The following is a 14,096-nucleotide window of genomic DNA, read 5'->3' as shown; positions in this document are numbered from 1 at the left end:
ACCATGCGCTGGTTGTTGCTGGTCTGTCTTGGGCTGTGCCTGCCGGCATGGTCCGCCACCGATTATTCCCTCAAGCCGCGGCAGATCGCCGACGGCACCTGGTTGCTGGAAGGCAGCACGGATAATTTCGCCAAGGCCAACGGTGGCAACATCGTCAACACCGGGTTCATCGTCACCGAGGCGGGCGTGGTGGTCATCGACACCGGACCGTCCAGGCGCTATGGCGAGGCGCTGCGCCAGGCCATAGCCGCGACGACTGGCAAACCGGTGATCCAGGTGCTGCTGACGCACCATCACCCGGATCACGTGCTGGGCAACCAGGCCTTCAGCGACGTACCCATCGGCGCGTTGCCCGGCACCACCGACCTGCTGCGACAGCAGGGCGATGCGCTGGCGGAAAACATGTACCGGCTGGTAGGCGACTGGATGCGCGGCACCGAGGTGGTGTTGCCGACCCAGGCGCTGAGCCCCGGGACGCTGAAGGTCGGCGATCATTCACTGCGCCTGCTGGCGTTGGCCGGGCACACCGGCGCGGACCTGGCGATCCTCGATGAAACCACCGGCGTGCTGTTTGCCGGCGACCTGGTGTTTTACGAACGGGCCTTGACCACCCCGAACAGCCCTGGCCTGGAAGTCTGGCTCAAGGACCTCGACACGCTCCAGGCGCTGCCCTGGAAGCAAGTCGTCCCCGGCCACGGCCCGGTGGCCAGCGATGCCCGGCCTTTCTCGCAGATGCGCGACTACCTGGGCTGGCTCGACCAACTGATGCGCGACGGCGCGGCCCGGGGCGACGACATGGCCGAGATGATCCGCAGCCCCATCCCCGAGCGCTTCGCCGGGATCAGCCTGAGCCGGTATGAGCTGATTCGCAGTGTCAGTCATCTTTATCCGCGTTATGAGCGGGTGGGGATGAAGCGAGTGGACACCCACGCCCCTGACTGAGCGCAGATCCCCGTGGCGAGGGAGCTTGCTCCAGCTGGGCTGCGAAGCGGCCCCCTATGTTTTTCACCTCCATATCAGTTTTGACAAACCCATTTTTAGGGCCGCTGCGCGCCCCAGCGGGAGCAAGCTCCCTCGCCACGGGGGGATTCGCTTACTTCTACATGTACCAAGGAACTAGAAAACTCAACACAGCGGGCAATTGTTGGCGGCGCCGTCGGGGCCAAGAATCTGTGGCAGACCGGGAAAATTTCCCGGGTATAACAATAACCGCAGAGGTAGCCGCCATGATTCATCCCGCACGTCGCCAGCCCTTCGCCGTGAACCTGCTGCTCAGTGCCATGCTGCTGTCCGGCTCGGCGTTGGCCGCCGTGACCGACCAGGAAATTCTCCAGGACCCGAAGAACCCGCAACAGATCGTCACCAACGGCCTGGGGGTCCAGGGCCAGCGCTATAGCCCGCTCGACACCCTCAACGTGAATAACGTCAAGGACCTGCGTCCGGTCTGGGCGTTTTCCTTCGGCGGCGAAAAGCAGCGCGGCCAGCAGGCCCAGCCGATGATCAAGGACGGGGTGATGTACCTCACCGGGTCCTACTCGCGGGTGTTCGCGGTGGATGCGCGCACCGGCAAGAAACTCTGGCAATACGACGCGCGCCTGCCCGATGACATCCGCCCGTGCTGCGACGTGATCAACCGGGGCGTGGCGCTGTATGGCGACCTGGTGTTCTTCGGCACCCTCGACGCCAAGTTGGTGGCCTTGAACAAGGACACCGGCAAAGTGGTGTGGAGCAAGAAAGTCGCCGACCACAAGGAAGGCTATTCCATCAGTGCCGCGCCGCTCGTGGTGAACGGCAAGCTCATCACGGGCGTGGCGGGTGGCGAATTCGGCGTGGTCGGCCAGATCAGTGCGTTCGACCCGAAAAACGGTGAACTGCTGTGGACCCGGCCGACCGTGGAAGGCCACATGGGCTACGTCTACAAGGACGGCAAGGCCGTGGAAAACGGTATTTCCGGCGGCGAGGCGGGCAAGACCTGGCCGGGTGACCTCTGGAAAACTGGCGGTGCCGCGCCTTGGCTGGGCGGCTACTACGACCCGGAAACAAACCTGTTGCTGTTCGGCACCGGCAACCCGGCGCCCTGGAACTCCCACCTGCGCCCTGGCGACAACCTCTATTCCTCGTCGCGCCTGGCCCTGAACCCGGACGACGGCAGCATCAAGTGGCACTTCCAGAGCACGCCCCACGACGGCTGGGACTATGACGGCGTCAACGAACTGATCTCGTTCAACTACAAGGAAGGCGGCAAGGACATCAAGGCCGCGGCGACCGCCGACCGTAACGGCTTCTTCTACGTGCTTGATCGCACCAACGGCAAGTTCATCCGCGGCTTCCCGTTCGTCGACAAGATCACCTGGGCCACCGGCCTGGACAAGGATGGCCGACCAATCTACAACGAGGCCAGCCGTCCGGGCGCGCCGGGCAGCGAAGCCAAGGGCAGTTCGGTGTTCGTGGCGCCGGCGTTCCTCGGTGCGAAAAACTGGATGCCGATGGCCTACAACCAGGACACCGGCCTGTTCTATGTGCCATCCAATGAATGGGGCATGGACATCTGGAACGAAGGCATCGCCTACAAGAAAGGCGCGGCGTTCCTCGGCGCCGGTTTCACCATCAAGCCGCTGAACGAGGATTACATCGGCGTATTGCGGGCCATCGACCCCAAGACCGGCAAGGAAGTCTGGCGCCACAAGAACTTCGCGCCGCTGTGGGGCGGGGTGCTGACCACCAAGGGCAACCTGGTGTTCACCGGTACGCCTGAAGGTTTCCTGCAAGCCTTCAACGCCAAGACCGGGGAAAAGGTCTGGGAATTCCAGACCGGCTCCGGCGTGCTCGGCTCGCCGATTACCTGGGAAATGGACGGCGAGCAGTACGTCTCGGTGGTGTCCGGCTGGGGTGGTGCGGTGCCGCTGTGGGGCGGCGAGGTGGCCAAGCGCGTGAAGGACTTCAACCAGGGCGGCATGCTCTGGACCTTCAAGTTGCCGAAGGAGCTTGTGGCCAAGCGCTGAGTTGTCATTGAGCGGGGTGCTGCTTTTGTGGCGAGGGGATTTATCCCCGCTCGAGTGCGTAGCGCTCGCAGAGATTCTGGGGCCGCTTCGCAGCCCAGCGGGGATAAATCCCCTCGCCACAAAGGCAGCGCTCGTTCCCGCTCTTCGTGTCCTGAAAATCCAAACCTACGACCAAATAACGAGAGAGCCCCCTGCCAATGACGCATTCGTCCGGCAGGCGGGGCTCTCTACCATCGGCCTATCGCCTGTCCCGCGACAGGCATCGACCAGGCAGAGGCCCATCATGATCTACGCACAACCCGGAACCCCAGGCGCCGTCGTTTCCTTCAAGCCGCGCTATGGCAATTTCATCGGCGGCGAGTTCGTCGCGCCGGTCAACGGCGAATACTTCACCAACACGTCGCCGGTCAACGGCGAAGTCATCGGCGAATTCCCGCGCTCCAGCGCAGCCGATATCGACAAAGCCCTGGATGCGGCCCATGCCGCCGCCGATGCGTGGGGCAAGACCTCCGTTCAGGATCGTTCCCTGGTGCTGCTGAAAATCGCTGACCGCATCGAGCAGAACCTGGAAATCCTCGCCGTCAGCGAGACGTGGGACAACGGCAAGGCCGTGCGTGAAACCCTGAATGCCGACGTGCCTCTGTCGGCTGACCATTTCCGCTATTTCGCCGGTTGCATCCGCGCCCAAGAGGGCGGCGCTGCCGAAATCAACGAGTTGACCACCGCCTATCATTTCCACGAGCCGCTGGGCGTGGTCGGCCAGATCATCCCGTGGAACTTCCCGCTGCTGATGGCCGCCTGGAAACTCGCCCCGGCCCTGGCCGCCGGCAACTGCATCGTGCTCAAGCCGGCGGAGCAGACGCCGCTGTCGATTACCGTATTCATCGAACTGATCGCCGACCTGCTGCCAGCCGGCGTGTTGAACATTGTCCACGGCTTTGGCCGCGAAGCCGGCGAAGCCCTGGCCACCAGCAAGCGCATCGCCAAGATCGCCTTCACCGGCTCGACTCCGGTCGGTTCGCACATCATGAAGTGCGCCGCTGAGAACATCATCCCGTCCACGGTGGAGCTGGGCGGCAAGTCGCCGAACATCTTCTTCGAAGACATCATGCAAGCCGAGCCGGCGTTCATCGAGAAGGCTGCCGAAGGCTTGGTACTGGCGTTCTTCAACCAGGGCGAAGTCTGCACCTGCCCATCTCGCGCCTTGGTGCAGGAATCGATCTACGCACCGTTCATGGCCGAGGTCATGAAGAAAATCGCCAAGATCAAGCGTGGCAACCCACTGGACACCGAGACCATGGTCGGCGCCCAGGCGTCCCAGCAGCAATACGACAAGATCCTTTCGTACCTGGACATCGCCCGGGAAGAGGGTGCCGAGCTGCTGACCGGTGGCGCGGCCGAACGTCTTGAGGGCGATCTGTCCAGCGGCTATTACATCCAACCGACGCTGCTCAAGGGCCATAACAAGATGCGCGTCTTCCAGGAAGAAATCTTCGGCCCGGTGGTGGGCGTGACCACCTTCAAGGACGAAGCGGAAGCCCTGGCGATCGCCAACGACACCGAGTTCGGCCTCGGCGCCGGCCTCTGGACCCGCGACATCAACCGCGCCTACCGCATGGGTCGGGCGATCAAGGCCGGACGCGTGTGGACCAACTGCTACCACCTTTACCCGGCGCATGCCGCGTTCGGCGGCTACAAGAAATCCGGCGTCGGTCGCGAAACCCACAAGATGATGCTCGACCATTACCAGCAGACCAAGAACCTCTTGGTGAGCTATGACGTCAATCCGTTGGGGTTCTTCTGACCCCCGAAGCACTCACCGAGTGACTCCTGTGGCGAGGGAGCTTGCTCCCGCTGGGCCGCGTAGCGGCCCTTCTTTTCAGGCCCATATTGATGGTGTGGCTGCTCAATTGGGGCTGCTGTGCAGCCCAGCGGGAGCAAGCTCCCTCGCCACGGAGTCTCGCTGTTCCTGTAATACCAACGCACCCCACCCACCGCTTCGAAAGTAGCATTCGGGCCGTGACCGCCCCGTGCATTAATGAACCTGCCGGAATCGCCCGGTACAAGAAGAGGAAAGACCCATGTGGACTAAACCCGCGTACACCGACCTGCGTATTGGCTTTGAAGTGACGATGTACTTCGCCAACCGATGAGTGCCTGGCCCGGCTTGAAGCGTTCAGGCCGGGCTACCCATTGGTCGGATTGCATTAACGGCGGGATGCTTTAGGCTCAACGTATCCCTCGACAATAACAACAGGCTTACCCATGAGCCCCGCAACTGAAAAGATGAGCCTCAGCCCCCTGCGCAAGTTCGTTTCCCCTGAAATCATGTTCGGTGCCGGCTGTCGGCACAACGTTGGCAACTACGCCAAGACTTTCGGTGCCCGCAAGGTGCTGGTGGTCACCGATCCCGGAGTGATCGCCGCCGGTTGGGTCGGCGACGTCGAGACCAGCCTGCAAGCCCAGGGCATCGACTACTGCATCTACAGCGACGTCTCGCCCAATCCTCGGGTCGAGGAAGTCATGCTCGGTGCCGAGACCTACCGCGAGAACCATTGCGACGTGATCGTCGCGGTTGGCGGCGGCAGCCCCATGGACTGCGGCAAGGCGATCGGGATCGTGGTCGCCCATGGCCGCAACATCCTTGAATTCGAAGGCGTGGACACGCTGCATGTGCCCAGTCCGCCGCTGATCCTGATTCCCACCACGGCCGGCACTTCTGCCGATGTGTCGCAGTTCGTCATCATCTCCAACCAGCAAGAGCGCATGAAGTTTTCCATCGTCAGCAAGGCAGCCGTGCCGGACGTGTCGTTGATCGACCCGGAAACGACCTTGAGCATGGACCCGTTCCTGTCGGCCTGTACCGGCATCGATGCGTTGGTGCATGCGATCGAGGCGTTCGTCTCCACCGGCCACGGACCGTTGACCGATCCCCACGCGCTGGAAGCGATGCGCCTGATCAACAACAACCTGGTGCAGATGATTGCCAATCCGGCGGACGTCGCCCTGCGGGAAAAGATCATGCTCGGCAGCATGCAGGCCGGGCTTGCGTTCTCCAACGCGATCCTCGGTGCGGTGCACGCCATGTCCCACAGCCTGGGCGGTTTTCTCGACCTGCCTCACGGCTTGTGCAACGCGGTGCTGGTGGAACACGTGGTAGCGTTCAACTACACCTCGGCGCCGGACCGCTTCAAAGTGATCGCCGAGACCCTTGGCATCGATTGCCGTGGGCTCAACCATCGGCAGATCCGCACCCGGCTGGTGGAGCACCTGATCGCCCTCAAGCGCACCATCGGTTTCCACGAGACCCTGGGGCTGCACGGTGTGAGTACCTCGGACATTCCGTTCCTGTCGCAACATGCGATGCATGACCCGTGCATTCTTACCAACCCTCGGGAGTCGAGCCAGCGGGATGTCGAGGTCGTCTATGGCGAAGCCCTCTGACGAGCAGCAAAAAGCCCTGGCCGGATTGCTGGGGCTGGGCAACCACTCGACACGCAAGAGTCACTATCCGGAACTGGCGGCGCGTCTCGATGAGCTGGAGCAGGCCCGGCAACGCTTGCAACAGCTCAACGATCAACTGGAACAGCGGGTGGCCGAGCGCACCGATGCGCTGCTGGAGGCCAACCACAACCTGCAGCAGCAGATCGCCCAGCGCAAACTGGTCGAGCAACAGTTGCGCGATGCCCGGGACGCAGCCCAAGCGGCCAACCGCAGCAAGGATAAATACCTGGCCGCCGCCAGCCATGACCTGTTGCAACCCCTCAACGCCGCGCGGTTGCTGATCGCGACCTTGCGCGAGCGACAACTGCCCAATGCCGAGCACGTGCTGGTGGAGCGCACGCACCAGGCGCTCGAAGGCGCTGAAGACCTGCTCGCCGACCTGCTGGATATTTCCCGGTTGGATCAGGCCGCCGTCAAGCCAGACCTCGCGCCTTATCGGTTGGATGAGTTGTTGGCGCCGCTGGTGTCCGAATTCCAGTCGGTGGCCGGTGCCGCTGGCCTGGAACTGCGCGTGCGGTTCGGCGACGAAGCGGTGCTGACCGACCTGCGGCTGATGACCCGCATCCTGCGCAATCTGTTGAGCAATGCCTGTCGTTATACTGACCAGGGCGGCATTCTCCTGGCGGCGCGGCGGCGGGGAGGGCACCTGAGCCTGGAAGTCTGGGATACGGGACGCGGCATCGCCGCCGATTGCCTGGAGTCGATTTTCCTCGAATTCAATCAACTGGACGTGGGACGGGCGGCGGATCGCAAGGGCGTCGGCCTGGGGCTGGCGATCGTCGAACGCATCGCCCATATCCTCGGCTATCGGGTGCAGGTGCGCTCCCGGCCTGGACGCGGTTCGGTGTTCAGCATCAACGTGCCGCTGTCCGCCGAACGGCCGCTGCCCATGTCCCAGGTTCCGGTGCAGGCAGTGGCCGGTAATCCGCTGCCGGGACGCCGGCTGCTGGTCATCGACAACGAAGTGAGCATCCTGCAAAGCATGGCGGCGTTGCTGGAGCAGTGGGGCTGCGAGGTATTGACCGCCACCGATGAAGCGGCCGCCTTCGACGCCCTGCAAGGCCGCGCCCCGGAGTTGGTTCTGGCGGATTTCCACCTCGATCATGGGGTGGTCGGCTGCGAAGTGGTCAGGCATCTGCGCGAGCATTTCCAGCAGGCAATCCCCGCCGTGATCATCACCGCCGACCGCAGCGACCAGTGCCGCCGCGCCCTGCGCAAACTGAACGCGCCGCTGCTGAACAAACCGGTCAAACCAGGCAAGTTGCGGGCAGTGTTGAGCCAGTTGCTCGGCTAGCCAAGCCTTGCATAGCCCTCTGTGGGAGCGAGCCTGCTCGCGAAGATGTCAGGTCAACCGATGAGATCCGGCTGACACGCCGCCTTCGCGAGCAGGCTCGCTCCCAAGGTTCTTTTGTCGGCGTTTTTGTCAGGAATGCAAAAATGCGCTTCGGTCTGTTTGGTTCATTCTGTAAACTCCCCCCGCTGCGACAATCGGGCACGGCCACGGCAGGCCCGATCTAGACCGTTTTGCAGTGTCCCTCACCCAGCTGAAGCCAAGACCTACAAGAAGTCAGCGCCGGAGAGACATAAATGCGAGGCCGATTCGCTCGGCCCCTGTAGGTCCTTCCTCCAGTCCATTCGATACCCGTCCGCCGACCTGGCATTGGGCGAGGTCTATTCTTGAACGGGACTGTGGGACGGAATGGCGTTTTATCCTAGGGATACACACATGTTGAAGAAAACACACACGGCGCTGCTAGGCCTGGCGATGGCGATGGGTCTTGCGACCACGCACGCCGCCGAGCCGAAAAAAGTCGATGTCTTGCTCATCGGTGGCGGCATCATGAGTTCGACCCTCGGTGTCTGGCTCAATGAGCTGGAGCCGGGCTGGACCATGGAAATGGTCGAGCGCCTGGACGGTGTTGCCGAAGAAAGCTCCAACGGCTGGAACAACGCCGGTACCGGTCACTCCGCACTGGCCGAGCTGAACTACACGCCGGAAGACAAGAACGGCAAGGTCGATATCTCCAAGGCGATCGAGATCAACGAAGCGTTCCAGATCTCCCGTCAGTTCTGGTCCTGGCAGGTCAAGAACGGCGTGCTGAAGAACCCGCGCTCGTTCATCAACTCCACGCCACACATGAGTTTCCTGTGGGGCGACGACAACATCGCGTTCCTGAAGAAGCGCTACGACGCACTCCAGGCCAGCCCGCTGTTCGCCGGCATGCAGTACTCCGAAGACCCGGCGCAGATCAGCAAGTGGGTTCCGCTGATGATGCAAGGGCGTGACCCGAGCCAGAAAGTCGCGGCGACCTGGAGCCCGCTGGGTACCGACGTGAACTTCGGCGAAATCACACGCCAGTTCGCGGCTTACCTGCAATCCAAGCCGAACTTCTCCCTCAAGCTGTCCAGCGAAGTGGAAGACATCACCCGCAACGAAGACGGCTCCTGGCGCGTTTCGTACAAGAACTTGAAAGACGGTACCGAAACCGAGACCGATGCCAAGTTCGTCTTCATCGGTGCCGGTGGCGGCGCGCTGCACCTGCTGCAGAAGTCGGACATTCCGGAAGCCCGTGAATACGCCGGCTTCCCGGTGGGTGGTTCGTTCCTGGTGACCGAAAACCCGACCGTTGCCCAGATGCACCTGGCGAAGGCCTACGGCAAGGCTTCGGTGGGTGCACCGCCGATGTCGGTTCCACACCTGGACACTCGCGTGCTGGACGGCAAGCGCGTGATCCTGTTTGGCCCGTTCGCCACGTTCTCCACCAAGTTCCTGAAGAACGGTTCGTACTTTGACCTGCTGACCAGCACCACGACCCACAACGTGTGGCCGATGACCAAGGTCGGTATCGAACAGTACCCGCTGGTGGAATACCTGGCCGGCCAACTGATGCTGTCGGACGAAGACCGCTTCAACGCGCTGAAGGAGTACTTCCCGGACGCCAAGCAGGAAGACTGGCGCCTGTGGCAAGCCGGCCAGCGTGTGCAGATCATCAAGCGTGACGAAGAGAAGGGCGGCGTGCTGAAACTCGGCACCGAAGTCGTCGCTTCCCAGGACGGCAGCATCGCTGGCCTGCTGGGTGCTTCCCCAGGCGCTTCGACTGCCGCACCGATCATGCTGACGGTGCTTGAGAAGGTCTTCAAGGACAAGGTAGCCACCCCGGCCTGGCAGGAAAAACTGCGCCAGATCGTACCGAGCTACGGCACCAAGTTGAATGACAGCCCTGAGCGTGTCGCGCAGGAATGGGCCTACACCAGCGAAGTCCTGCAACTGGACCCACCACCGGCCATCGGCAAGGCAGTGGCCCCTGTAGCCCCGGCCAAGCCGGCTGCTGCTCGGGAAGCCAATCCAGCGGCTGACATGGCGCTGTAAACCGGACGCTATCTGGTCAGGTAAAAAAACGCCGCTCAATTGAGCGGCGTTTTTTTATGTGCGCCCGGTTACCCCTGTGGGAGCGGGCTTGCCCGCGAAGAGGCCGGCATATCCAACATCCTCATCGACTGTGTCACCGCCTTCGCGAGCAAGCTCGCTCCACGCCGCTCAGACCTGTACCGCGCCGGTCACCACGGCGAAGGCGAGCATCACCAGGCTGACGCCCCAGGCCCAGAAAAACGTATAGGCCATGTGCTTGCGCAGTTCCACGCCGGACAGCGCCAGGGCCAGGTACACACTGGGGACCACCGGGCTGATGGAGAATCCGGTGTTTTCGCCGATCAACATGGCCCGGGCGACGGCTTCAAGGGGAACGCCGGCCGCGGCGGCCACATCCTTGATCACCGGCAGGAGCGCGAAGTAATAGGCGTCCGGCGAAAAGATCATGCCCAGTGGCACACCGAAGAAACCGACGATCACGTGCAGGTATTGGGCAGAACCTGCGGGCAGGATATCGATCAGCGCCAAGGCCATGCCGTCGGACATCTTCGCGCCGGAGAGGACTCCCAGCAGGACGGCGGCGGCCATCATCACCAGGACCATTTGCAGCGCATCGGACGCGTGGGCCTTGAGGCGTTCGGCCTGGGCGTCCAGGGATGGGAAATTCAGCGGCAGGGCAATGCCCAGTCCCACCATGAAACAGGCGTACAGCGGAAAGATGCCGGTAAACAGGCACACCAGGATCCCAGCGGTGAGACCGACGTTCAGCCAGTAGCGCAGCTCCCGTGGGGAAAGGCTGAATTCGCGGTTTTGGGTTTGCAGGTTGTCCATGTCACACGTCGCGGCGGCGCCCAGCGACATCGGTTGGCGACGTTGGGCGCGCAAGCCCAATACCGTCGCCACCCCGAGCATGCACGCCAGGCCCACCATCTGCACCGGCAACAAGCCCAGCCACAGCTCGGTGGCATCCAGGCCTGACACGGCGGCGGCGCGGGCGGTCGTGCCGCCCCAAGGCACCATGTTGATGACGCCCGCCGTGGTACCCACCAGGCACAGCAACATCGCCGGGCTCATGTTCAGGCGTTTGTACAAGGGCAGCAGCGCCGGGATAGTCAGCAGGAACGTGGCGGCGCCAACGCCGTCGAGATGCACCACGGACGTCACCAAAACCGTCACCAACGCCACGGCCAGCGGCTTGCCGCCGGTGCTGCGGATCAGCAGGTTGACCAGCGGATCGAACAATCCTCGGTCACGCATGATGCCGAAGAACAAGATGGCAAACAGGAACAGCGCTGCGGTCGGGGCCACCGTGATCAGGCCGGCCTTGATGAACTCGCCTATCTGGCCAAGATTGAAGCCGGCGAGCAGGCAAACGACCACGGGAAGGGTGGTGAACGCCACCACCGGGCTGATCCTGCGCAGCAATATCAGTCCGATGATGGCCAGCATCATCAGGAAACCCAGGGTTGTAATCATGTTGCAGCCTCTCTTTTTATTGTTGTCGGTTGGTTCGGGCAAATGAATCGGTCAGTCTTGCGGACCTGGCAGGCGCAAGGCCAACAGCAGGTAACTCAGGCTCTTGCCGTGGCGGTCCAGGCCGCAACTGCGGTTCACGCCGCCTTCCAGGGCATCCTCCAGGACGAAGTTCAGTGCGTTCAGGTTCGGCAGTTCATAGCGGTGCACCCTGGAGGGTTGTCGCGTCGCGAATTGCTCGGCGACCCGCTCGCAGGTCAACGTCTGTAGCAACCAGGCGTAGTGGGCCGCGTCGTGGGGAAACACCGCGATGCTGAGGATGTTGCCTTTGTCGCCAGCACGGGCGTGAGCGAAATCGGCGAGGGTAACGAGGTTCATCAGTACCACTCCAGAGTCGTGTGGATTTCATCGCGCGGCAGCAGGAAACTTCGCGTGGTGACGGCCTCGACGAGATGTCGTCGCACGCCACCGCCGCCTGCCGGTCCGTTGGTGTAGAGCGACTCCACTTCGACCAACAGCGTTTCTACCAGCGGTCGGTCGCTGTGGGTCAGGCCGATGCGTACGCGCACATCCTCCAGGGCCGGGGCCTGGGCGAGTTGCTGTTGCAGATAGCGACCGCCCTGGTCGTTGAACAGGCTGGCGACGCCGGAAATATCGATCCAGGGCTGCAGGCCTGGCGCCAATCGGTCGAAACGTTCCAGCAGAATTTCTCGCGCCAAGGCCGCACGCGCCAAGGCGCCGGGGCCGGCATAAGATATTTCCGCCTCGCCAAACCACAGGCCGCGCACGCCTGCCAAGCCTTTCAGGGTCTCGGGGCGCGGATGGCCGAGCAGGCCGTTGATCTCGACACGGTCTTCGCCCAGGTCCTGCACGCGGGCTTCGCCAAGGTCCAGTACAACGTCCGGCGTCAGGTAGCGTCGTGGGTCGTGGACTTCGTAAAGAAGCTGCTCCTTCACAGTCTGCTCGCTGACCCGGCCGCCGCTGTCGCGGGTCTTGCCGATGATCAAGCGGCCGTCCTCGTGGATCTCGGCAATCGGACAACCGAGATTCGCCGGGTCTGGAATGTCTTTCATGCCGGGGTGGGCAAAATAGCCACCGGTGACCTGGGTACAGCACTCCAGCAAGTGTCCAGCCGCCGTCGCTACCGCGATTTTCTGCCAATCGTCGGCTTTCCAACCCAACCCGTGGCGGATCGCACCGACGGCCAGCGAGGGGTCGGCGACACGGCCGCACAGGACGATGCCGGCACCGTCGGTCAACGCCTGGACGATACCGTCGGCGCCGGTGTAGACGTTTACGGATACAGGCTGTTCCTGCGGATCGGACGACAGCCATCGTGCGTAGCGCGCAGGTGTTTCGTCCAAGAGGTCGTCACCCAGCACGCAAGCGATCTTCAGCCCAGGGAAACGACCCGCCAGGGCGTGGCGCAATCGCTGGGCGGCAGCCCTAGGATTGGCGGCGCCGCCGTTGGTGATGATCGGGATGCCGGCTTCGATGCACAGGTCCAGCATGGGCTCGAGAAAATCGAACAATCGGGCGGAATAACCGGCCTGCGGGTCGAGACGCTTGCGCAATTGCGCCTCGGCCAGGGTCCGTTCCGCCAACAGCTCCAGCATGATGTAGCGTTGGCCGCTGCGTTGTGCCAGGTCCTGGGCCAGGCGCAGGGCGGCGTCAGGCCGGTCATTGGCGAAACCGGCGCCACACCCGACGAGAATTGTTTTTGTCATGTCCGTTTTCCACTGAAGGGTGGCCCTATAGTGGAGACGCTGGATTGTTCTGTGAATTTTAAAGGTAGAATCAATTGATCCATTAATTTTATGAGTGGGCCATGAACGTCTCCTTCCGCCAGCTTCGCGCCTTCATCCTGATCGCTGAAACCTCCAGTTTTACCCGCACGGCCGAGCAACTGCACCTGTCCCAGCCGGCGCTGAGCTACAGCATCCGCAAACTGGAAGAGAGCATGGGTTTGCAGTTGCTCGCGCGTAACACCCGCAGCGTCGAGTTGACGCCCGCCGGTGAGCATTTCCTGCCCCAGGCCCGGCGCATGCTGCGGGACATGGACGACGCCGTGCGCGATGCCCGCGACACTCTCAGCTTGAGCCGTGGCACGCTCCGGCTGGCGGCGCTGCCGACCGCCGCCGCTTCATTCCTGCCGGTGGTTATCGCCTCGTTCCAGCGTGAGCACCCAGGCGTGAAGGTGCATCTTCTGGATGGTCGCGCCGGGGAAATCATGGGTTGGGTGCAGCGCGGCGAGGTGGACGCCGGCATCAGTTCGTTGCCGGACGACTTGTCTGGCTTGAGCTTCGAGCGCCTGCTGGATGACAACCTGGTCCTGCTCAGCCACAAGGATCATCACCGCGACTGGAAACAGCAGCCCTATATCGCCCTGACGCCGGACACCAGCATCCGGCCGTTGGCCGACGCGGCGTTGCGTTATTTGAATGTCGATCCGTTCCCCGCCTGGGAAGTGGCGCACATGAGCACGGCCACGGCGCTGGTCCGCGAGGGGCTGGGGTTTTCCTTGTTGCCGGCCAGTTGCACGGCGGTGTTCAACATCGGTGAGCAGTGCGCGGTCACTGCCATTGATCAACCGGCAAAACGCTCGATTGGCTTGCTGCAGCGCAAGCCGGTGGCCCCGTCACCGTCGTTAAGCCAGTTCATGGGGCATGTGCGGCGGGTATTGCGGCAGGAGTAAGACCCGATGCGCTGCCATCGCGAGCAAGCTCGCTCCCACACTGATTGCGGCA

Annotated in this window: 11 protein-coding genes; 8 read left to right on the top strand and 3 right to left on the bottom strand. The window is 62.8% G+C overall.

What is annotated here, in order from left to right; genetic code table 11:
• Positions 1-3: 3 nt before the first annotated feature.
• From JMN22_RS15635 to mqo, 7 genes are all read left to right on the top strand, one after another.
• Positions 4-942 carry a quinoprotein relay system zinc metallohydrolase 1 gene (locus tag JMN22_RS15635; RefSeq protein ID WP_198796459.1) on the top strand — a complete coding sequence of 313 codons (939 nt, stop codon included), beginning with the start codon at positions 4-6 and terminating at the stop codon, positions 940-942.
• A gap of 284 nt (positions 943-1,226) precedes the next feature.
• On the top strand, positions 1,227-3,002 hold the full coding sequence (locus tag JMN22_RS15630; protein WP_030138945.1) for a PQQ-dependent methanol/ethanol family dehydrogenase: 1,776 nt from the start codon (positions 1,227-1,229) through the stop codon (positions 3,000-3,002).
• Between the two features lie 283 nt (positions 3,003-3,285).
• Positions 3,286-4,806 carry an acetaldehyde dehydrogenase ExaC gene (gene exaC / locus JMN22_RS15625; RefSeq protein ID WP_030138944.1) on the top strand — a complete coding sequence of 507 codons (1,521 nt, stop codon included), beginning with the start codon at positions 3,286-3,288 and terminating at the stop codon, positions 4,804-4,806.
• Positions 4,807-5,083: 277 nt separating this feature from the next.
• On the top strand, positions 5,084-5,155 hold the full coding sequence (gene pqqA / locus JMN22_RS15620; protein ID WP_003243383.1) for a pyrroloquinoline quinone precursor peptide PqqA: 72 nt from the start codon (positions 5,084-5,086) through the stop codon (positions 5,153-5,155).
• Between the two features lie 133 nt (positions 5,156-5,288).
• Complete coding sequence (ercA, locus tag JMN22_RS15615) at positions 5,289-6,446, top strand: alcohol dehydrogenase-like regulatory protein ErcA (protein WP_030138943.1); 1,158 nt, start codon at positions 5,289-5,291, stop codon at positions 6,444-6,446.
• Positions 6,430-7,800, top strand: a complete 1,371-nt coding sequence (locus tag JMN22_RS15610) for an ATP-binding response regulator (protein ID WP_030138942.1) — start codon at positions 6,430-6,432, stop codon at positions 7,798-7,800. Before ercA ends, JMN22_RS15610 begins: the two co-directional genes overlap by 17 nt.
• 432 nt (positions 7,801-8,232) lie before the next feature.
• Complete coding sequence (gene mqo / locus JMN22_RS15605) at positions 8,233-9,876, top strand: malate dehydrogenase (quinone) (protein WP_030138941.1); 1,644 nt, start codon at positions 8,233-8,235, stop codon at positions 9,874-9,876.
• A gap of 168 nt (positions 9,877-10,044) precedes the next feature.
• Here mqo and JMN22_RS15600 read toward each other — a convergent pair whose 3' ends face one another.
• From JMN22_RS15600 to JMN22_RS15590, 3 genes are read right to left on the bottom strand one after another with little or no spacing between them, the layout of a single operon-like run.
• The gene (locus tag JMN22_RS15600; protein ID WP_198796460.1) at positions 10,045-11,352 is read right to left on the bottom strand and encodes a CitMHS family transporter; all 1,308 of its coding nucleotides are present in this window, start codon (positions 11,350-11,352) and stop codon (positions 10,045-10,047) included.
• 51 nt (positions 11,353-11,403) lie between these two features.
• Positions 11,404-11,727, bottom strand: coding sequence for an AtuA-related protein (locus JMN22_RS15595; RefSeq protein ID WP_030138937.1), 324 nt, complete (start codon positions 11,725-11,727; stop codon positions 11,404-11,406).
• Positions 11,727-13,076 (bottom strand): acyclic terpene utilization AtuA family protein, encoded by a 1,350-nt coding sequence (locus JMN22_RS15590; RefSeq protein ID WP_030138936.1) that lies wholly within the window; start codon positions 13,074-13,076, stop codon positions 11,727-11,729. The genes JMN22_RS15595 and JMN22_RS15590 overlap by 1 nt, the downstream gene beginning before the upstream one ends.
• A 101-nt stretch (positions 13,077-13,177) precedes the next feature.
• On the opposite strand from JMN22_RS15590, the gene JMN22_RS15585 reads away from it, so the two are divergent.
• The gene (locus JMN22_RS15585; RefSeq protein WP_030138935.1) at positions 13,178-14,044 is read left to right on the top strand and encodes a LysR family transcriptional regulator; all 867 of its coding nucleotides are present in this window, start codon (positions 13,178-13,180) and stop codon (positions 14,042-14,044) included.
• Positions 14,045-14,096 lie beyond the last annotated feature (52 nt).

It is taken from the genome of Pseudomonas sp. HB05 (genome assembly GCF_016756915.1).
GTDB lineage: Bacteria > Pseudomonadota > Gammaproteobacteria > Pseudomonadales > Pseudomonadaceae > Aquipseudomonas > Aquipseudomonas alvandae.
Note: the sequence above shows the minus strand (reverse complement) of the source record. Positions and strands in the feature narration are given on the sequence as shown.

Excerpts from the sequence above, each read along its gene's own strand:
- JMN22_RS15635 (WP_198796459.1), top strand. The coding sequence starts at position 4 with ATGCGCTGGTTGTTGCTGGTCTGTCTTGGGCTGTGCCTGCCGGCATGG.
- JMN22_RS15630 (WP_030138945.1), top strand. The coding sequence starts at position 1,227 with ATGATTCATCCCGCACGTCGCCAGCCCTTCGCCGTGAACCTGCTGCTC.
- exaC (WP_030138944.1), top strand. The coding sequence starts at position 3,286 with ATGATCTACGCACAACCCGGAACCCCAGGCGCCGTCGTTTCCTTCAAG.
- ercA (WP_030138943.1), top strand. The coding sequence starts at position 5,289 with ATGAGCCTCAGCCCCCTGCGCAAGTTCGTTTCCCCTGAAATCATGTTC.
- JMN22_RS15610 (WP_030138942.1), top strand. The coding sequence starts at position 6,430 with ATGGCGAAGCCCTCTGACGAGCAGCAAAAAGCCCTGGCCGGATTGCTG.
- mqo (WP_030138941.1), top strand. The coding sequence starts at position 8,233 with ATGTTGAAGAAAACACACACGGCGCTGCTAGGCCTGGCGATGGCGATG.
- JMN22_RS15600 (WP_198796460.1), bottom strand. The coding sequence starts at position 11,352 with ATGATTACAACCCTGGGTTTCCTGATGATGCTGGCCATCATCGGACTG.
- JMN22_RS15595 (WP_030138937.1), bottom strand. The coding sequence starts at position 11,727 with ATGAACCTCGTTACCCTCGCCGATTTCGCTCACGCCCGTGCTGGCGAC.
- JMN22_RS15590 (WP_030138936.1), bottom strand. The coding sequence starts at position 13,076 with ATGACAAAAACAATTCTCGTCGGGTGTGGCGCCGGTTTCGCCAATGAC.
- JMN22_RS15585 (WP_030138935.1), top strand. The coding sequence starts at position 13,178 with ATGAACGTCTCCTTCCGCCAGCTTCGCGCCTTCATCCTGATCGCTGAA.